The organism is Methyloparacoccus murrellii (genome assembly GCF_054657115.1).
Genome location: NZ_BAAHXD010000009.1, coordinates 15,666 through 34,441, shown reverse-complemented (window position 1 = coordinate 34,441; position 18,776 = coordinate 15,666). Strand labels below are relative to the sequence as shown.

The 18,776-nt window shown below is 66.1% G+C and carries 15 protein-coding genes; 5 read left to right on the top strand and 10 right to left on the bottom strand.

The window, feature by feature from the left end; genetic code table 11:
• Window positions 1-15: 15 nt before the first annotated feature.
• Window positions 16-3,474: a transcription-repair coupling factor gene (mfd, locus tag ACYQ1H_RS04060; RefSeq protein ID WP_460026785.1), complete on the bottom strand. Its 3,459-nt coding sequence runs from the start codon at window positions 3,472-3,474 to the stop codon at window positions 16-18.
• Between the two features lie 208 nt (window positions 3,475-3,682).
• On the opposite strand from mfd, the gene ACYQ1H_RS04055 reads away from it, so the two are divergent.
• Window positions 3,683-4,003, top strand: coding sequence for an H-NS histone family protein (locus tag ACYQ1H_RS04055; protein ID WP_460026784.1), 321 nt, complete (start codon window positions 3,683-3,685; stop codon window positions 4,001-4,003).
• Window positions 4,004-4,231: 228 nt separating this feature from the next.
• Here the strand turns inward: ACYQ1H_RS04055 and ACYQ1H_RS04050 are convergent, their stop codons facing one another.
• The 6 genes from ACYQ1H_RS04050 to ACYQ1H_RS04025 all read right to left on the bottom strand — a co-directional run bounded on the left by ACYQ1H_RS04050 (window position 4,232) and on the right by ACYQ1H_RS04025 (window position 12,552).
• A complete protein-coding gene (locus ACYQ1H_RS04050; RefSeq protein ID WP_460026783.1) occupies window positions 4,232-5,122 on the bottom strand; it encodes a carbon-nitrogen hydrolase in 891 nt (296 codons plus the stop codon).
• Entirely contained in the window at window positions 5,107-6,204 is a 1,098-nt protein-coding gene (locus tag ACYQ1H_RS04045) for an agmatine deiminase family protein (protein ID WP_460026782.1), read from the bottom strand. Before ACYQ1H_RS04045 ends, ACYQ1H_RS04050 begins: the two co-directional genes overlap by 16 nt.
• 56 nt (window positions 6,205-6,260) lie before the next feature.
• Window positions 6,261-8,321, bottom strand: a complete 2,061-nt coding sequence (locus ACYQ1H_RS04040; RefSeq protein ID WP_460026781.1) for a carbon starvation CstA family protein — start codon at window positions 8,319-8,321, stop codon at window positions 6,261-6,263.
• A 126-nt stretch (window positions 8,322-8,447) separates the two neighbouring features.
• Window positions 8,448-10,502: a glucans biosynthesis glucosyltransferase MdoH gene (gene mdoH / locus ACYQ1H_RS04035; protein WP_460026780.1), complete on the bottom strand. Its 2,055-nt coding sequence runs from the start codon at window positions 10,500-10,502 to the stop codon at window positions 8,448-8,450.
• A 17-nt stretch (window positions 10,503-10,519) separates the two neighbouring features.
• Entirely contained in the window at window positions 10,520-11,005 is a 486-nt protein-coding gene (locus ACYQ1H_RS04030; protein WP_460026779.1) for a hypothetical protein, read from the bottom strand.
• Window positions 11,002-12,552: an OpgD/OpgG family glucan biosynthesis protein gene (locus ACYQ1H_RS04025; RefSeq protein WP_460026778.1), complete on the bottom strand. Its 1,551-nt coding sequence runs from the start codon at window positions 12,550-12,552 to the stop codon at window positions 11,002-11,004. The genes ACYQ1H_RS04030 and ACYQ1H_RS04025 overlap by 4 nt, the downstream gene beginning before the upstream one ends.
• Window positions 12,553-12,720: 168 nt before the next feature.
• On the opposite strand from ACYQ1H_RS04025, the gene ACYQ1H_RS04020 reads away from it, so the two are divergent.
• Window positions 12,721-13,263: a SixA phosphatase family protein gene (locus tag ACYQ1H_RS04020; protein ID WP_460026777.1), complete on the top strand. Its 543-nt coding sequence runs from the start codon at window positions 12,721-12,723 to the stop codon at window positions 13,261-13,263.
• Window positions 13,264-13,281: 18 nt separating this feature from the next.
• On the opposite strand, the gene mltB is transcribed toward ACYQ1H_RS04020, so the two are convergent.
• The 3 genes from mltB to ACYQ1H_RS04005 form a co-directional block, all read right to left on the bottom strand.
• Window positions 13,282-14,379, bottom strand: coding sequence for a lytic murein transglycosylase B (gene mltB, locus ACYQ1H_RS04015; RefSeq protein WP_460026776.1), 1,098 nt, complete (start codon window positions 14,377-14,379; stop codon window positions 13,282-13,284).
• Between the two features lie 97 nt (window positions 14,380-14,476).
• Window positions 14,477-15,343 (bottom strand): carbohydrate kinase family protein, encoded by an 867-nt coding sequence (locus tag ACYQ1H_RS04010; RefSeq protein ID WP_460026775.1) that lies wholly within the window; start codon window positions 15,341-15,343, stop codon window positions 14,477-14,479.
• Between the two features lie 5 nt (window positions 15,344-15,348).
• Window positions 15,349-16,191, bottom strand: a complete 843-nt coding sequence (locus ACYQ1H_RS04005) for an outer membrane protein assembly factor BamD (protein ID WP_460026774.1) — start codon at window positions 16,189-16,191, stop codon at window positions 15,349-15,351.
• A 69-nt stretch (window positions 16,192-16,260) separates the two neighbouring features.
• Between ACYQ1H_RS04005 and rluD the strand changes: the two genes are divergently transcribed.
• Genes rluD through ACYQ1H_RS03990 form a run of 3 tightly spaced genes read left to right on the top strand, consistent with a single transcriptional unit; the run spans window position 16,261 to window position 18,767 of the window.
• Complete coding sequence (gene rluD, locus ACYQ1H_RS04000) at window positions 16,261-17,211, top strand: 23S rRNA pseudouridine(1911/1915/1917) synthase RluD (RefSeq protein ID WP_460026773.1); 951 nt, start codon at window positions 16,261-16,263, stop codon at window positions 17,209-17,211.
• Window positions 17,208-17,939: a peptidoglycan editing factor PgeF gene (pgeF, locus tag ACYQ1H_RS03995; RefSeq protein WP_460026772.1), complete on the top strand. Its 732-nt coding sequence runs from the start codon at window positions 17,208-17,210 to the stop codon at window positions 17,937-17,939. The genes rluD and pgeF overlap by 4 nt, the downstream gene beginning before the upstream one ends.
• 6 nt (window positions 17,940-17,945) lie before the next feature.
• On the top strand, window positions 17,946-18,767 hold the full coding sequence (locus ACYQ1H_RS03990) for a ZIP family metal transporter (protein WP_460026771.1): 822 nt from the start codon (window positions 17,946-17,948) through the stop codon (window positions 18,765-18,767).
• Window positions 18,768-18,776 lie beyond the last annotated feature (9 nt).

Genomic DNA, 18,776 nt, shown 5'->3' with positions numbered 1-18,776 from the left:
TGTCGGCGACACGGCTCAAGCCGCGGGTGCCAGCCGCTCCACCAGGGCTTCCACGAAGGCGATGCGCGACTCGGGCGTGTCCATGACATGGACGAAGCGCAGCCTGTCCTGCCCATCCAGCTTGTAGGTCTGCGGCTGGGACTGGATCAGGGTGATCACCTGCAAGGGATCGACGGCGGGAGCCGGACCGAACAGGAAGCGCCCGCCGCCGGGCCCTGCCTCGATCTTGCGGATGCCGAGCCGCTCGGCGTGCAGCTTGAGTCCGGTGATGGCGAACAGCGTCTTGGCGGCGGGTGGCAACAGCCCGAAACGGTCGATCATTTCGACCTGCAAGGCGCGCAGTTCCTCCTCGTCGCGGGCATTGGCGATGCGCTTGTAGAGCACCAGCCGGGCATGGACATCGGGCAGGTAGGTTTCTGGAATCAGCGCCGGCGCCTGCAGGTCGATCTCCGGACCCGCATCGTGCGGCAGCAAGTCCAGCGCTGGCTGCAGGCCCGCTTGCAGGGCCTTGACGGCCCGCTCGAGCAGTTCGGTATAGAGGCTCAGGCCGATCTCCTGAATCTGGCCGCTCTGCTCGTCGCCCAGCAGTTCGCCGGCACCGCGGATTTCCAGGTCGTGCGACGACAGCATGAAACCGGCACCCAGTTCGCCCGAAGCCTCGATCGCCTCCAGACGCTTGACGGCGTCGGCTGTCATCAGGCTTTTCGGCGGCACGATGAGGTAGGCATAGGCGCGATGATGCGAGCGCCCTACCCGGCCGCGAATCTGGTGCAGCTGCGACAGGCCCAGCCGGTCGGCCCGATTGATGATGATGGTGTTGGCGCTGGGCACGTCGATGCCGCTTTCGATGATGGTGGTGCACAGCAGCAGGTTGAATCGCTGGTGGTAGAAATCCAGCATGATCTGCTCCAGCTCCCGCTCGGGCATCTGGCCGTGGGCGATGCGGATGCGGGCCTGCGGCACTAGCGTGCCGAGATCGCGGGCCATCTTCTCCATGGTCTCGATCTGGTTGTGCAGGAAATACACCAGCCCGCCGCGCTTGATTTCGCGCAGCACCGCCTCCTCGACCAGCCCGCTGTCCCACTCGCTGACAAAGGTCTTGATGGCGTGCCGGTTGGGCGGTGGCGTCGCGATGATGGAGATATCGCGCAGGCCCGACATGGCCATGTTGAGCGTGCGCGGAATCGGCGTCGCGGTCAGGGTCAGGAAGTCCAGCTCGCTGCGGAGCTTCTTGAAGTACTCCTTCTGCGCCACGCCGAAGCGTTGTTCCTCGTCGATGATGGCCAGGCCGAGCGCCTTGAAGACCACATCCTTCTGCAGGATCTTGTGGGTGCCGATGAGGATGTCGATGCGGCCCTCGGCGACCTCCCGCAGCACGGCTTCCTGCTGCTTCTTGCCGACGAAGCGCGACAGCGTCTCGACCCGTATCGGCCAGTCCGCATAGCGGTCGCGGAAATTCTGGAAATGCTGCTGGGCCAGGAGCGTGGTCGGCACCAGCACCGCCACCTGCCTGCCGTTCTGGACGGCGATGAAGGCGGCGCGCATGGCCACCTCGGTCTTGCCGAAGCCCACGTCGCCGCACACCACCCGGTCCATGGGCTGCGGCGAGGCCAAATCCCGGATGACATCGAGAATGGCGGTTTCCTGATCCGGCGTTTCCTCGAAGGGGAAGCCGGCGGCGAAGTTCGCGTATTCCTCGGTCACCGTCGAATAGCTGTGCCCCTGGCGCGCGGCGCGCTTGGCATAGATATCCAGCAGCTCCGCCGCGACGTCGCGCACGCGCTCCAGGGCCTTGCGGCGGGCCTTTTGCCACTGCTCGCCCCCCAGCCGGTGCAGGGGCGCGGTTTCGGGGCTGGCGCCGCTGTAGCGGCCGATCAGGTGCAGGGAGGAAACCGGCACGTACAGGGTGTCCTGATGGGCGTATTCCAGCGTCAGGAATTCCCCCTCGATGCCGCCGACCGTCAACCGGGTCAGCCCCATGAAGCGGCCGACCCCGTGATCCTGATGCACCACCGGCGCACCGATTTCCAGCTCCTCCAGGTTGCGCAGCAGCTGGTCGATCTTGTGGCCACCGCTCACCCGCCGCCGACGCCGCTGCTGGACCCGTTCACCCGACAGCTGGGTTTCGGTGATGATGGCGATATCCGGCTCGGCCAGCCAGAGTCCGTGATCCATGGGCGCCACGACCAGTCCCAGCGCGTCCGACCCATCGATGAACTGGCGCCAGCCATCGAGCACCCTGGGCTTAATGCGGTAGCGCCCCAGCGTTTCCAGCAAGGCCTCGCGGTGACCGGCGGTTTCGGCCGTCAGCAGCGTGCGCCGGCCCGGCGCCTGCAGGAAGGCGATCAACGCCTCCGCAGGCGTCTTGAGCCGCGCATTCAGGGCGAGATCGGGCAAGGCCCGGCAGCCGTCATCGGTGCTTTCGTCAGCCGCGCCGTCACTGGTCTGCGGAGACAGCACGACCACGGGGCAGCGGGCCAGATGCTCGCCGAGCGCCGAGGGCGGCAGAAACAGCCGCGCCGGAGGCAGGGGCGGACGATCGGGATACTGGCGTCGCTGCTGGTAGCGGGCCTCGGTATCGGCGAAGAACCGTTCCGCCGCGGATTCAATCGCGCCATGCAGCACCACATGGGTGTCGGAGGGCAGGTAATCGAACAGCGTTTCGGTTTGCTCGACGAACAAAGGCAGGTAATAGTCGGTACCCCCCCCGGCGATACCCTTGCTGATCTCCTGATACAGGGCATGCGTGGTGGACGCTTCCGGGAAGGCCTCACGAAACGCCTGCCGAAAACGCTTGATGGCGGCCTCATCGAACGGATACTCGCGGGCCGGAAACAGGTTGATGGCATCCACCCGCTCGCTGGAGCGCTGCGATTCCGGATCGAAGATGCGGATGGATTCCACCTCGTCGTCGAACAGCTCGATACGGTAAGGCACCTGGCTGCCCATGGGAAACAAATCCAGAATCGAGCCGCGTATCGCAAATTCGCCGTGCTCCAGCACCTGCTGGACGCAGTGATAACTGACGCTTTCCAGCCGCCGGCGGGTTTCCTCCAGACTCAGGCGGCTGCCGGGCTTGAGCACGAAGGTATTGCCCAGAACGTGCTGCCGGGGCGCCAGCCGCTGCATGAGGGTGGCGACCGGCGTCAGCAATACCCCGCGCCGGATGCGGACGAGCTCGGCGAGGGTTTTCAGGCGCTCGGAGACGATTTCCGGCAAGGGCGAGAAGGTATCGTAGGGCAGGGTTTCCCAGTCGGGAAAGTGCAATACCGGCGCGGAACCCCCCAGGAAAAAACCTATCTCATGCTCAAGCCGGACAGCCGTCTGGGTATCCTCGGTGACCACCACATAGAGGCAATCCTCCCGCTGGATGGCCTGGGCCAGGGCCAGGGCGTCGCCGCATCCGGAAAGTCCTGTCCAGGCAATGCGGTGACCGGGACGCCCGGGGGTTAGGGGGGTGAAGACTCGGGACATGGAACTTAACCTGTGCGTTGTCGGTATGGGGCCGTAATGCCTGTGTGGACGACTTACCAAGGGGCGGACCCACGCTTGGCGCCGAAGCAAGATATACAAGCCTGCCGCGACGGGTTTATCCACCCGGATTTTTTGTTTATACTAGCTGCCGATAAATCGGATATTTATCAGCGAAATACAGTCACAGCCACATTTACAGAGGTAACACATGAACATCGACCTGGAAACGCTATCGGAAACCGAACTGGCCAGCATGATTGCCAATGCCCAGCGGGCCCTCAAGGAAAAGCAGCATGGCAAGCGCCGGGAAGTGATTGCGAAAATCAAGGAACTGGCAGCCTCCATCGGCTGCACCGTCGATATCCACGAGGGAGACAAACCTGCCGCCCCGAAGCGCGGCGGCAAGGTGGCGGCAAAATATCGCAACCCGCACAACCCCGAGCAAACCTGGACCGGCAGGGGCATGAAACCGCGCTGGCTGCAGGCCCTGCTCAGCCAGGGTCGCGACATCAGCGAATTCCATATCTGATCTGATCGTCGGAACGACACCGGGGGGCTGACCCAGGGTTACCCCCCTTTCGCTGCACCCACCGCATCCCCCGGATGCCGCGCGCACGGCGGGATTCCATCTGCCGGGCAAATCCACCCCGAAACCCGCGCCGGGCCGAAAACGCGAGGAACCGGCATTACCGGTTCTGCCACGACCGCATGGCACACGACCGATCGCCGGGCCGCACCGACCTGTCCGATCGCAGGCTCAATCGATAAACCTCCGCGTCAAGGCCGCATAGGCATCGATGCGGCGATCCCTGAGGAAAGGCCAGATACGGCGCACGTCCTCCGAGCGCTGCCGATCAATCTCGACCAGCAAGACCTGCTCGTCAGCGACCCCGGCCTGCGCCAGATATTCCCCCTGCGGCCCCACTGCGAAACTGCTGCCCCAGAAGCGGATGCCCCGGGTCTGGCCACCGGGATCGGGCTCCAGGCCAATGCGGTTGCAGGCGATCACCGGCAGCCCGTTGGCAACCGCATGGCCACGCTGGACCGTGATCCAGGCATTCCGCTGGCGCTCCTGCTCCTCGCCGTCATCGTCGGGATTCCAGCCGATGGCCGTCGGATACAGCAACAGGTCGGCACCTGCCAGCGCCATGAGACGGGCGGCCTCCGGGTACCACTGATCCCAGCAGACCAGGATACCCAGCTTGCCGACCGAGGTGGCAATCGGAGCAAACCCCAGATCCCCGGGGGTAAAGTAGAACTTTTCGTAATAACCGGGATCGTCCGGAATGTGCATCTTGCGATACTTGCCCGCCAGACACCCATCGCTTTCCAGCACCACCGCCGTATTATGATAAAGCCCCGCCGCCCGCCGCTCGAACAGGGAGGCCACGATTACCACTCCGAGTTCGGCGGCGACTTTTCCGAGTTTATCGGTGGTCGGGCCCGGAATCGGTTCCGCCAGGTCGAAGCGCTGCGTATCCTCGGTCTGGCAGAAATAGGGGCCGAGATGCAACTCGGGCAGCAGGATCAGGCTGGCCCCGCGAGCGGCCGCCTCGCGGATGCCGCGCAGGGAAGCGTCGAGGTTCACCCGGGGATCAGGGTCCCCGCAGGCCTGCTGGATGAAGGCAAGGGTCAGTTTCGATGACATGGGCGTTCGCTCGGGACAATGGCGGCCGGAAACTGCATGGTCATGCAGTGCAGGCTCCCGTATTGGCGGATCAGCGGCAGGCAGTCGATGGCGATCCGTTCGCGATCCGGGAAGCAGTCGGCCAGACGCTCCAGCGCCACCTCGTCGGCGGGATCGCCGTAGACCGGTATCAGGACCGCGCCGTTGACGATCAGGAAGTTGGCGTAGGTGGCGGGCAGACGGTCGCCCGTCTCGCTGCGGATCGGCCGCGGCATGGGCAGCGGCACCAGCCGGTATGGCCGGCCCTGACGATTCCTGAAGGTCGCCAACTGCTCGGCCATGGCGGCGAATTCGCCGAACAGGGGGTCGTCCGGCTGATCGCAGGTCGTGTAGGCGATGGTGTCGGGCGAGCAGAAGCGCGCCAGCGTGTCGATGTGGGCATCGGTATCGTCGCCCTCGGCATGGCCGTGTTCCAACCACAGCACGTGATCGGCGCCCAGGTATTCCCGGAGCCGGGCCGCGATCTGTTCCTGCGTGCAGGCCGGATTGCGGTTGGGATTGAGCAGGCAGCGGGCGGTGGTCATCACCGTGCCGGCACCGTCGCTTTCGACGCTGCCCCCCTCCAGGACGAAATCCACCGCCCGCAGCGGCGTCGTGCCGAGCACACCGGCGTCGTGCAGACGACGGGCCAGCGCGGCATCGTCGGCATGCTCGTACTTGCCGCCCCAGCCATTGAAGCGGAAATCCAGCAGTTGGGGGCCGGCCGAACCCATCACGCCGAGCGGGGCGGTATCCCGCACCCAGACATCGTTGTAGGGCAGTTCAACGCAACGGACCCGATCGAGATCCACCCCACGCGCCCGCAAGGCAGCCTCGATATTCAGCCGATGCGACGCGGATCGGCAGGCCACGATCAGCGTTTCCCGGGCCGCGACGGCCTCGGCGATGCAGCAATAGGTCGCTTCGACCTCGGTCAGCCAGGGGCTGAAATCCCCATCGGCATAGGGCCATGCCAACAGCACGGCGGATTGTGGCGCCCATTCGGGCACGAGCCGGGTACGCGCGTCTTCTGGAATCACGATCAGGGTCACAACGGGTTGCAAAAGCGGCGAATTCTACCCGAAAAGACGATTCCGGCCGGTCGGGCGATGGCAACCCCTCAATCCCGGACCCAGTCCTCCACCAGCCGGCTGGGGATATGCGGCGACTCGCTGGACGGCGGATGCGGACGTTTGGCGACGATGGCGGCGCAGATACGCAGGGTCTCGAAAGCCAGAATCCAGGACACGGCGATGAACAGCGCCGTCAGGCCGGCATCCAGATAATCGTTGAAGATGAGCTGCGGCGCCTTGGCGGCCTGCTCGGCGGGCAGCGCGCCGGTCGCCAGTTTGTCGGACAGGTCGCGCGCATGGGCCAGGAAGCCGATGCGCAGTTCCGGACTGAACAGCTTCTGCCAGGCGGCGGAACTGGTGACGATCAGCAGCCAGACCAGCGGTACCCCGGTCACCCAGGCGTAACGCAGCTTGCCGCTCTTGACGATGATGGTGGTCGCCACGCACAGGGCGATGCCGGCCAGCATCTGGTTGGCAATGCCGAACAGCGGCCACAGGCTGTTGATGCCGCCCAAGGGGTCGATCACGCCGGTGTACAGCAGCCAGCCCCAGCCCGTCACCACCAGCCCGCTGGTGAGGATCACGCCGGGATACCACGAGGTGCGGCCCAGTGCCGGCAGGTAATTGCCGAGCAGATCCTGCAACATGAAGCGCGCCACGCGGGTACCGGCGTCCAGCGTGGTCAGGATGAACAGCGCCTCGAACATGATGGCGAAGTGGTACCAAAGCGACAGTAGCGCATCGCCGAAGGCGCTGGCGAACAGGCTGGCCATGCCCACCGCCAGCGAGGGCGCGCCGCCGGTGCGGGCGAACAGCGTGGTCTCGCCCATCTCCCGGGCCAGCGCGTTCATCTGCTCGACCGTGACCGGGAAGCCCCAGCCGGAGATTTTCGCCACGGCGGCGGCCGCGTCCGCGCCCACCACCCCGGCCGGGCTGTTGATGGCGAAATAGACGCCCGGGTCCAGCACGGTCGCCGCCACCATGGCCATGATGGCGACAAAGGATTCCATCATCATTGCGCCGTAGCCGATGAAACGCGCGTCGGCCTCGTTGGCCAGCAGCTTGGGCGTGGTCCCGGAGGAAATCAGCGCGTGGAAGCCGGAAATCGCCCCGCAGGCGATGGTGATGAAGACGAAGGGAAACAGCTTGCCGCCGAAGATCGGCCCGGTGCCGTCGATGAACGGCGTGACCGCCGGCATCCTGATCTCGGGATGCAGCACGAGAATGGCCACCGCCAGTGCGGCGATGGTGCCCAGTTTCATGAAGGTCGACAGATAGTCGCGCGGCGCCAGCAGCAGCCACACCGGCAGCACCGCCGCCGCGAGGCCATAGCCGATGATCATGAACGCCAGCGGTTCGGCGCCGTAGTCGAACAGGCCGCGCCAGCCCGGATGATGGTCGATGACACCGCCACCCCACACCGCCAGCAGCAGCAGGCTCACGCCCAGCACGGTCGACTCGATCACCCGCCCCGGCCGCAGCTTGCTCATGTAGACGCCGACGATCATGGCGATGGGAATGGTCGCGCCCACCGTCGAGGTGGCCCAGGGGCTGTGCTTCATGGCGTTGACCACCACCAGGCCCAGCACGGCGATGAGGATGACCATGATGCACATCACCCCCAGCATGGCGGTGTTGCCGCCGATGGGCCCCAGTTCGTCGCGCGCCATCTGCCCCAGCGAGCGCCCGTCGCGGCGGATCGAGCAGAACAGGATGACGAAATCCTGCACGCAGCCGCCGATCACCGCGCCGATCAGAATCCACAGCGTGCCCGGCAGGTAGCCGAACTGCGCCGCCAGCGTCGGCCCGATCAGCGGTCCCGGCCCGGCGATGGCGGCGAAGTGATGACCGAAGACGACCCACTTGTTGGTCGGCACGAAGTCACGCCCATCGTCGAGGCGCTCAGCCGGCGTCGCCCGGGTTCCATCCAGCACCAGCACCCTGGCCGCGACGAAGGCGCTGTAGAAGCGGTAACCCAGCGCGTACACGCACACCGCGGCCGTCACGAACCAGAGGCTGTTGACCGGCTCGCCCCGGTTGAGGGCGATGCCGCCCAGCGAGGCGGCACCCAGCAGGGCCACACCCAGCCAGGCAAGGAGTCTGCGCATATCCATCATGGGTTACTCGGGAGGTCTTTACACGGAATCCGGACAACCGGAACGAAGCGGATCACGGCCACGCGCCACGAACGCGAGACGCCAGTGGCGCGGGCCAGTCGCGGGAAAAACGATCCGTCAGCCGCGGTTCTCGTCCCGCCCGCCCCGCGCCAGGGTATGCAACCGTACCAGGGTCTCCGGATCGGAGATCAGGCTGCGCTTCTCCGCATTGGTCAGATTTTCCGGCCCCTCTTCGATCAGCTGGTAAACCAGCGCCCGCAGCTGATGCCGTTGCCGCTTCCGCACCGGCCGGTTGGGCAGCAGCGCCAGATGCAGGGCGCAGATGCCGGGGTCGGCCACATGCCGGCCTTCGCCGTCGGCCAGGGTCGCGGTCGCGGCTTCCACACGGGCAAGGTTTTCATCGAGCAGTTCAAGGACGCGGGGGGGGCGGTATTCCTCCGGCGTCAGGAACAGGCCCAGACGGCGCGCCGCCTGCCCCACCCAGGCGCTGCTGGAGAGCATGGAAATCGGTATCGACAGCACCAGTCCGGCCAGCACCGGCACCAGCCACAGGAAAAAGCCGGGCACGTAGCGATAGCTGACCCAGCCGGCCACCAGGCCGATCAAGGTATGCTCGCCGTGCGCCTGGATCGCTTCCCACAGGCTGAGCCGGTGATCGTCGCGGTTCTGGGGCGGCCAGCCCACGCTGCGCCGCATCAGGATCGCAAACACGAACTTGCTCTGGTAGATCATCAGCACCGGCGCGGTCAGCATGGAAAAGACGCTTTCCAGGAAAACGCTGAGGCTGGCCCGGATCAGCCCGCCGTACCCCTTGAGCCGGCGCCAGTGCAACAGCCCCAGGATCAGGCTCCAGATCTTGGGCAGGAACAGCATGGCCAGCGTGACCAGGAGGACGGTGGTCATTTCCACCGCGTAGGACTCCGGCCATACCGGGAACAGGTTGTCGCCGAAGAAGTACACCGGCATGGTCTGGCTCATGACGTAGGCTTCAAAGCCCGTCAGCACCAGGAACAGCAGCCAGAGCGGCGAGGACACATAGGACATGATGCCCATCAGGAAATACAGACGGCTCAGGCCGGAAAATCCCTTGGCAAACACCATGCGCAGGTGCTGCAGATTGCCCTGGCACCAGCGACGGTCGCGCTTGGCATAGTCGATCAGGGTCGGCGGCAGTTCCTCGTAGCTGCCCTTGAGCTCGGGGGCGATCCAGACCTCCCATCCGGCCTCGCGCAACAGTGCGGCCTCGACGGTGTCATGGCTGAAGATTTCCCCGCCGAAGGGCTCGCGTCCGGGCAGCTTGGGCAGACCGCAGTGCCTGACGAAAGGCTCGATGCGGATGATGGCGTTGTGCCCCCAGTAGCCGCTGCTCGACAGCTGCCAGTAATTGATGCCCCAGATGAAGATGTCGCCGTAAAAATTGCTGGCAAACTGGAGGATGCGGGAAAACAGCGAGCGATGGTTGGCCGGCAACGGTGGCGACTGGATCAAGGCCACGCCGGGGTGGGCCTCCATCAGGCCGACCATGCTCACCAGCGTTTCGCCGGCCATGATGCTGTCGGCGTCCAGCACCACCAGGTAGCGGTAATGCCCGCCCCAGCGGTGGCAGAAATCCTCGAGATTGCCACTCTTGCGGGCGATGTTCTTCTCGCGGTTGCGATAGAAGATGCGGCCATGGGCATCGAAATCGACGCACATCCGGTACCAGTTGGCCTCCTCCTGCATCCAGCAATCGGCATCCCGGGTGTCGCTGAGGATGAACAGGTCGAAGGCATCGCCCTGCCCGGTCTCCTGCAGGGATTGCCAGATGGCGCGCAGACCGGCCGTAACCCGCGTCGGGTCCTCGTTGTAGATCGGCATGACCAGGGCGGTGCGGGTCGAGCCATCGGTCCTGGCCGAGGCTTCGGGGGGCAGACGCCCGATGGAATACCTGTCACCGCCCCGGAGGAGCACCCAGAACCCCAGCGTGGCCGTCCAGAAGGACGTGCTGACCCAGAGGATCAGCAGCGTGTAGAGCAGCAGCAGAAGGAGTTCGGTGGGCGTGAGGCCATTCTGCTGGAAGGCGCTGGTGATCATGACCAGCGCGAGGAACGTCGTCAGCACCACCAGCACGAGAAACAGGATGCGCCGGTAGGCGACCACACCCGCGGGCAGAATGTTGGCAGCAGGGGACATAGGTTTTCGGCCGCGGCTCATGCGTCGGTGGATTGGAACAGCCAGAAGCGCAGGGGCACCGGCTGCATGGCCACCCGCGCCTCCGGCGGGATGGCCCGGGGCAGGCGGGCCTCCAGGATGGCCTTGAGTTCGCGGGTCGAGTCGTCGTGCCGGAACAGGCAGTCGGCGCACAGGCCCGGTGTCAGCAACAAGGCTGCCCGCGCGGCGGCCAGGGGGTGCGGATCGTTGGAGGGCGGCATGCCGATGGCGGCCGCCAGGGCATGATCGAAGCGTCGCTGGGCCTCCTCGATGGCGCGCCGCGACAGCTCGGCTGTCGTCCCCCGCCCCAGCAGGCGACGGGCGCGCGCCAGGCAGTCGGCGGTCAGGGCGGCAATCAGCGCCTCGTCGGTCAGCCTCAACGAACGCCAGTAATCGGCGACGGTGTCACGCGCCGCCGCAGCCGCTTCCTCCATATCCGTACCCGCATCGACCGCGGGCGCCGCCCCGGCAACGGTGGCGCTCACGGGGCGTTCCACTGGTAAACCCAGGACTCGGTCAGGATATCCCGGCCACTGCGCAGGATCGCGCGCATCTCGGTAGGGTTCTTGCCCTTTTCCGGCTCCAGCTCGAAGCTGAGGCGCCAGGTGCCATTGCCCTCGTTCTTGTGCACCACGACATTCGAGACCGTGCCCGCCGCGCTGACCTCGGCATCCACCTTGGCCTTCGGGCTCATCAGCCTGAGGGTGGGGCTGGTGAAGTCGACCACGAACTGGCGCCGGCCGCTCTTGCCATCGACCGCACCGACCCGGGTGGCGACAACCTTGCCGCCACCGGGCGCCGTGAATTCGTCGGTGGTGAAATGGAGCCGGTAGTCGAACCGCATGTCCACGCCTTCGCCGGCGGGTCGGTCCGGTACCCAGAAGGCGACGATGTTGTCGTATTTCTCGGCGTCACTAGGAATCTCGATCAGATAGACCCCGCCGGCGCTCCAGTCGCCCAAGGGTTCCACCCAGAGGCTGGGCCGGCGGTGATACTCGGCCTCGAGATCCTGGTAATGATCGAAGTTGCGATCCCGGGTCATCAGGCCGAAGCCGGAGGGCTTGCTGTCCTTGAAAACGCTGATGCGCAGCTGGCGCGGGTTGTTCAGCGGCCGCCACATCCATTCGCCGGTGCTCTTGCCGATCAGGAGGCCATCGGAGTCATGCACTTCCGGGCGGAAATCGTCGATGAAGCGATCGGTGTTCTCGCCGTGCAGGAACATGCTGGTCAGGGGCGCGATGCCGAGGCGTTCGACCGACTGGCGGAAATACAGGTGACTGTAGACGTCGATCCCGAGATCCAGCCCCGGACGGATCACGAAACGATAGGCGCCCGCCACGCTGGGGCTGTCGAGCAGGGCATAGACGGTGAGGGAATTGGCATCCAGGGCCGGTTTTTCCACCCAGAATTCACGAAAGATCGGGAATTCCTCGGCCTTGGCCAGCCCCGTGTCGATCGCCAGCCCGCGCGCGGACAGGCCGTAAACCTGACCCAGCCCCACCGCGCGAAAATAGCTGGCGCCGAGGAATACGGCGAGTTCGTCATATGTCTCGTCGCGCTTGAGGGGATAATGAAAACGCAGGCCGGCGAAACCCAGGTCCTCCGGCAGCGGCGTCTGGAACGCGTTCTTGCCGTAATCGAACAGGTCCGGCGAATAGCCGATGCGGGTGCTGGAACCGTTTTCCAGCACATTGATGAAAACGCGGTCCTTGAACATGAAGCCGCGATGAAAGGCCTGTATCTGGAAAGGCAGTCCCTCGTCCCGCCAGATGGAGCGTTCGGTCTTGTAGCGAATATCGCGATACTGGTCATAACTCAGCCCGAGCAGGGATTCGGGCATGTCCGCGTCGTCACGCTGGTAGGCCCGGCCGGCCAGCTCCTTGGCCTTGGCCTCCACCACGGAGAAATCGAAGGTCTGCGGTATGCTCGGCAGCGGCGGCACCGCTTCCGGCGGGGGTGATGCCGGCGCCGGAGGGGGCGCGACCTTGGCGGGCGACGCCAGCAATGTGGTGGATACGAGCAGCGGGGCCATGATCAGGCCGAGCAATGTTCTGATTGTTGTCACTCGATGCATACCACTGGAAGTTGACGGACGGCCGCAGGCGCCAGCCGGACGCGAGATAAATTCCGGCTCATGGGGCAAACTAGTATAACGCGGTGACCCACTTCGCAGAATGATCGTCCCCTGCCGGTGATTGCCATGCTCACACCACTGAAAACCGAGACCGATGCGGCCCGCCGCCGGAACCTGCTCATCGTCCGCCACGCCAAATCGAGCTGGAACGAAGCGGGTCTGCCCGACCATGAGCGCCCCCTCAACCGGCGCGGCGAACGCGATGCGCCATTCATGGGCGCTGTCCTGAGACAGCGCGGGTTCCGGCCCGAGGCCATTGTCAGCAGTCCGGCCCGGCGGGCACGGATGACGGCGGAACGGCTCGCCGAGGCGCTGGGCTACGCCGAGGCGGATATCGCCATCCGTGCGGCGATGTACGAACAGGGGCTGGAGGGCGCATTCAGCGTGGTCCAGTCGCTGGACGACCGCTGGCACCGCGTCATCCTGGTCGGCCACAACCCGGATCTGCTGCGCCTGATCAACCTGCTCGGCGGCGAGACGCTCACTCACCTGCCCACCTGTGGAATGGCCGCGCTCGAATTCGAGCTGGACAGCTGGACCCATGTCTACGAGGGCTCCGGCCGTCTGGCCTATTTCGACTACCCCAAGCGCCACCCGGAACTGCGCTGATCCCGGATCGCCTGGCGGCTACCGGCCCAGGTAGCGCTGCTTGATGGCCTGTCCCAGCTGGTGTACCGCCATCGCGTAATAGGTGCTGTGGTTGTAGCGGGTGATGACGTAAAAGTTCGGGTAGCCGATGTAGTAGACGTCGCCGGCGGTGGCGCTCAGCTTCAGCAAGCTCACCTCGTCCGCCGCGACATCGGACTTGGGCCGGATGCCGTAGCTGGCCAGCTCGGCCAGCGTGTAGCGGGTATCGAATCCCGTCTTCAGGCCCTCCGCCTGGCTGCCGGCCACCTCGGCCGGGCTGGTGACGGGTTGGCCCGGCCGCCAGCCGAATCCGGCAAAGTAGTTGGCGATACTGCCGATCGCATCCTCGGGATCCCACAGGTCCTTGCGGCCGTCGCCATTGAAGTCGACAGCGTACTTGAGGAAGCTGCTGGGCATGAATTGCCCAAGCCCCATGGCACCCGCGAACGAACCCACGGGCCGCGAGGGGTCCTGGTGCTGCTGGCGGGCCATCAGCAGCAGATTCTCCAGTTCGCCCTCGAAATATGCGGCCCGGCGCGGGTAGTCGAAGGCCAGCGTGGTCAGGGCGTCGATGACCCGGTGATTGCCGAGGTTGGCGCCATAAACGGTCTCGACGCCCATGATCCCGAGGATATGCTCGGGACTGACCCCGTATTGCTGGCTGGCGCGCTGCAGGGCCGCCGCATGTCGCGACCAGAAATCGACACCGGCACCGATGTGCCGCTCGTCCAGGAACTTGGCCCGGTAACGGGTCCAGCCACCGGGCCCGGGCGTGACTGTGGGCTTCTCCCGATTCATGTACTCGATGGTCCACGCCTTGCGCCTGGCCTGCGAGAAAAGCCCGTACAGGTATTCGCGGCTGAAGCCGTGCCGGGACACCATCCTGTCGATGAACCGCTCGAGGCCGGGGTAGCCGGCGTAGTCTCCGCCCAGGCGCAGGGCGTGATAGGCACCCGCGGCATCGCCGACCGCGTCCCGGGTAGGCGGCGGTGCCGGCCTGACGACAGTACCGGTACCGGCCTTCATCTCATGTTCGGCGCAGCCTGAGAGCAGATTCAGCGAGGCGGCGGCAAGCAGCGTGAGCGGGAGTCTTGACATGATCCATTACCTGGGTGAAAGCCTGTGAAAAGGGGCCCGTACCGATGCGGTACGGGCCGTTCGGCCGGCATCCTTCGCCGGCCTGGCAGGACGCCCGTCATGCCGCGAGCCACCGATCCAGGCTGGCTCGATCCGGCAGCCCCGGGCGGGCGCCCAGTACCGCGCAGCAGGCCGCGCCGGCCGCCGAGGCGAACCGCAGCAGCTCGCTCCACGCCATGCCCATGGCAAGCCCGGCGGCATAGGCGCCATGAAAGGCATCGCCGGCCCCCGTCGTGTCCACCGGCGCCACGGGAAAAGCCGGCAGCTGGCCGGTCTCGCTGCCGCGCCGCCAGATCAGGCCGCGCGCGCCCAGGGTGATGACGACCGCGGGCGATTGCTCGGCCAGCGCCGCCAGCGCCCGCCGCGGATCATCCCCGCCGAGCCACTGGGCAGCGAACGTCTCCGAGCAGACCAGGTGGTCCACGCGGAACATCAGGGCCTCGGTACCCGCATGCAGAGATCCCGCATCCAGCACCCTGGGCACAGCCTGATCCAGCAGCGACTCCGCCAGCAAGGGCTCGTGGCCATCGAACAGCAGCACGCGGGCACCGGGCTTTCCGCCTTCGAGCGGGGCCGGCTTCAGGAACTCCGTCCTGGCCCTGTGGTTGACCAGCGCCCGGGAGCCATCCGGCTTGACCAGGACGACCGATACCGGGGTCGGCCACTCGGCGCGGATGACGTGGCGGACATCCACGCCTTCCCGCACCAGTTCATCGAAGTGCAGCTGGCCATGCAGATCATGCCCGAGATACCCCATGAAACCGGTCCGGCAACCCAGCCGGGCCGCCGTGACCGCCGCGTTCGCCGCCGGGCCGCCGCCACAACCGATACGGACGCTGGCGACAAGCTTTTCATCCGGTCCCGGATGGTGGGGAACAACGAACACATGATCGTAGGAGGCGTGTCCCACGCACAGCACATCCATGGCGCCTACTCCTCCAGGCCGATGAACTTCCAGACCTTCTCGACGGCCGAGGGATCGTAGTTGACGTCCTTGGCCGCCTGGCCGGGCGCGCCCTCGGCATAGTTGAGCTCGTAGATGCGCCGGGCGTCATCCGCCAGCTGCGTCATGCCCAGCTTGCGGTAGGCCTGCTCCATGATCTCCAGCGCCACCGGCACCGCCTGGGTGCGCTGGTACTTGCGGATGACCTCGGCGCTGCGCCGCGCCGCCGCCAGATAGGCCTCCCGGCGCATGTAGAAATCGGCCACGTGGATCTCGTGCATGGCAAGATTGTTGCGGAGGGCGATGATGCGCTTGCGGGAGTCGTCGGCATAGCGGCTGTTGGGGAAGCGCCGCAGCAATTCCTCGAAATCCTTGAAGGAATCCATGGTCGACCCGGGGTCGCGCTGGGACGAGTCGGTCGGCAGGAACCGGTCTACGAAACCTATGCCTCGGTTATAATTCACCAGCCCCTTGATGTAATAGGCATAATCGACGTTGGGGTGAGCCGGGTTCAGCTTGATGAAGCGATCGGCGGCGGCGATGGCGGAATCTGGCTCGTCGTTCTTGTAGTAGGCGTATGCCACGTCCAGCTGGGCCTGGGTCGCATACTTCCCGAAGGGGTAGCGGGCCTCGAGCTTTTCGTAGAGCTTGGCCGCCTTGTCGTATTTTTTGTCGTTCAGCGCATCGCGCGCCTCGCGGTAGAACTGCTCCGCCGTCCAGTCCGAGTATTCATCCGTCGTTTCGTCCTTGGTGTCGCTGCACGCGCCCAGCAGCAGCCCAATGAGGACGAGCACTCCGATCAGGATACGGCGAAGGGGCAGATGAGACATGGGGCGGCGGCTTGCGGAGGGCGGGGACGGTGACTTTGCAGTATAACGTGATCGATTTGACGGACTGAAGTGAATTCCACCCGCACATTGACGGCGGTCATTCCGGCCGGACTGGCTGGCCAGCGACTGGATCAGGCACTGGGCCTGGTGTTCCCGGACTACTCGCGGAACCGGCTGCAGGGCTGGATTCGCACCGGCTCGGTGCGCCTGGATGGCGCCATCGTTCCCATCCGGCACCGGGTCTGGGGCGGCGAGGCGGTCGCGCTGCAACCGACGCCCGACGCCAGTACCGAGGTGACGCCGGAGGCCATCCCCCTGACGATAGCGTTCGAGGACGATCACGTGCTGGTGGTCGACAAGCCGGCGGGCCTGGTGGTCCATCCCGCCGCCGGCAACTGGCACGGCACGCTGCAGAACGCCCTGCTGGGCCACTGCCCGGCACTCGCCCACATCCCGCGCTGCGGTATCGTGCACCGCCTGGACAAGGACACCAGCGGCCTGCTGATGGTGGCCAAGACCCTGGAGGCCCACAGGCAGCTGGTGGCGCAATTGCAGGCCCGCAGCGTGCACCGCGAGTATCTCGCCCTGACCCATGGCGCCATGACCGCCGGCGGCACGATCGACGCGGCCATCGGCCGCCACCCGGTTGATCGCAAGCGCTTTGCCGTCCGCCCTGACGGCAAAGCGGCCATCACCCACTACCGGGTCGCCGAACGCTTCCCGCAGCACACGCTGATCCGGGTGCAACTGGAAACCGGCCGCACCCACCAGATCCGCGTGCACATGAGCCATATCCATCACCCGCTCGTCGGCGATCCGGTCTACGGCGGCCGGGCCCGCGTGCCGCTGGGCGCGGACGAGGGGCTGCTGCACACGCTGCGGGACTTCCGCCGCCAGGCACTGCATGCCGCCTGTCTCGGCATCGTCCATCCCGCCAGCGGCGCCGATCTCGAATGGCGCGCGGAACTTCCGGCGGACTTCGCCAAGCTCCTCGACGCGCTACGGAATCCGGCGCCATGAAGCTGCCGGTCATGGTGCCCGACTGGCCTGCGCCGCCGCGGGTCAGGGCGATCAGCACCCTGCGCCGCGGCGGCGTCAGCCAGGGGCCTTACGCCAGCCTCAACTTGGGTGCCCATGTGGGCGACAGACCCGGGCATGTCGCTGCAAACCGCCGGCGCCTGAGTGACGAGCTGGGCGTGCCGCCGGGCATCCAGTGGCTGGAGCAGGTGCATGGCACCCGGACCGTCGCGGCGAACCCCGGGCCCACGCCCGCGGCCGATGCCACCCATACCGCCACGCCCGGCCTGGTCTGCGCCGTGATGACGGCGGACTGCCTGCCCATACTGCTCTGCGCACGGGATGGCTCGGCCGTCGCGGCCATCCATGCCGGCTGGCGCGGCCTGGCAGCCGGGATCGTGGCGAGCTGCGTCTCCGCGCTGCCCGCCACACCGCTGCTGGCCTGGTTCGGCCCCGCCATCGGTCCCGACGCCTTCGCCGTCGGCCCCGAGGTGCGCGAAACCTTCGCGCTGCGGGATCCCGAGACCGAAACCGCCTTCCGACCGCTGGACGGCCAGACCTTCCTGGCCGATATCTATGCCCTCGGACGCCTGGCGCTGGAGCGCGCCGGCCTCGCCCCACAGGACATCCACGGCGGCGGCCACTGCACCTCCCGGCATCCCGCCGACTTCTTTTCCTATCGCCGCGACCGCACCACCGGCCGCATGGCGACCCTCATCTGGCTTGAGTGAACCCGCATGGCCCTGCTGATATGGATCGTCGTCTTCACCCTGATCGGGGGTATCCTGAGCGTGGCCTGCGCCGCCCTGCTGCTGCTGGTGCCGGAGAACCATCACCCGCGGATCCTGCCGCATGGCATCAGCTTCGCGCTGGGCGCGCTGCTCAGCGTGGCGTTCCTGGATCTTCTGCCGGATGCGCTGACCACCGCCGGCAGCGAAGCGAGCGGGGCCATCATGGGTACCGTGCTGGCGGGCATACTGAGCTTTTTCCTGCTGGAAAAGCTGCTGCTCTGGCGCCATTGCCACGCCGACCGCTGCGAGACCCACTCCGAGGAACATTACCACCAGCCCGCCGGCACGCTCATCGTGGTCGGCGACGCCATCCACAATTTCGTGGACGGCATCCTGATCGCCGCAGCCTTCATGACCGACGTGCATCTGGGGATCATCACCAGCCTGGCGGTCGCCGCACACGAGATTCCGCAGGAAGTCGGCGACTTCGCGATCCTGCTGCAAAGCGGCTACGGCAAATGGCGGGCCCTGGCCTTCAACCTGCTGTCCAGCCTGGCCACGCTGGTGGGCGGCATCCTGGCCTATTTCAGCCTGGAGCACCTGCACGGGCTGCTGCCCTACATTCTGGCGCTGGCCGCCTCCAGCTTCGTCTACATTGCCGTGGCCGACCTGATTCCCAGCCTGCACCAGAAGACTTCGGCACGCGCGGCGCTGCAGCAGATCGCACTGATTCTCGCTGGCGTGACGATGATCTACTGGGCCCACGAACAGGCGGAACCGCCCCAGCCGAGCGCGACCCACCACCACAGCAACCTTGCCACACCGTAAGACCACCGA

What these genes read in the sequence shown, in the direction of transcription:
- mfd (WP_460026785.1), bottom strand. Translation starts at nt 3,474, where the DNA reads ATGTCCCGAGTCTTCACCCCCCTAACCCCCGGGCGTCCCGGTCACCGC.
- ACYQ1H_RS04055 (WP_460026784.1), top strand. Translation starts at nt 3,683, where the DNA reads ATGAACATCGACCTGGAAACGCTATCGGAAACCGAACTGGCCAGCATG.
- ACYQ1H_RS04050 (WP_460026783.1), bottom strand. Translation starts at nt 5,122, where the DNA reads ATGTCATCGAAACTGACCCTTGCCTTCATCCAGCAGGCCTGCGGGGAC.
- ACYQ1H_RS04040 (WP_460026781.1), bottom strand. Translation starts at nt 8,321, where the DNA reads ATGCGCAGACTCCTTGCCTGGCTGGGTGTGGCCCTGCTGGGTGCCGCC.
- mdoH (WP_460026780.1), bottom strand. Translation starts at nt 10,502, where the DNA reads ATGTCCCCTGCTGCCAACATTCTGCCCGCGGGTGTGGTCGCCTACCGG.
- ACYQ1H_RS04025 (WP_460026778.1), bottom strand. Translation starts at nt 12,552, where the DNA reads ATGGCCCCGCTGCTCGTATCCACCACATTGCTGGCGTCGCCCGCCAAG.
- ACYQ1H_RS04020 (WP_460026777.1), top strand. Translation starts at nt 12,721, where the DNA reads ATGCTCACACCACTGAAAACCGAGACCGATGCGGCCCGCCGCCGGAAC.
- mltB (WP_460026776.1), bottom strand. Translation starts at nt 14,379, where the DNA reads ATGTCAAGACTCCCGCTCACGCTGCTTGCCGCCGCCTCGCTGAATCTG.
- ACYQ1H_RS04010 (WP_460026775.1), bottom strand. Translation starts at nt 15,343, where the DNA reads ATGGATGTGCTGTGCGTGGGACACGCCTCCTACGATCATGTGTTCGTT.
- ACYQ1H_RS04005 (WP_460026774.1), bottom strand. Translation starts at nt 16,191, where the DNA reads ATGTCTCATCTGCCCCTTCGCCGTATCCTGATCGGAGTGCTCGTCCTC.
- pgeF (WP_460026772.1), top strand. Translation starts at nt 17,208, where the DNA reads ATGAAGCTGCCGGTCATGGTGCCCGACTGGCCTGCGCCGCCGCGGGTC.
- ACYQ1H_RS03990 (WP_460026771.1), top strand. Translation starts at nt 17,946, where the DNA reads ATGGCCCTGCTGATATGGATCGTCGTCTTCACCCTGATCGGGGGTATC.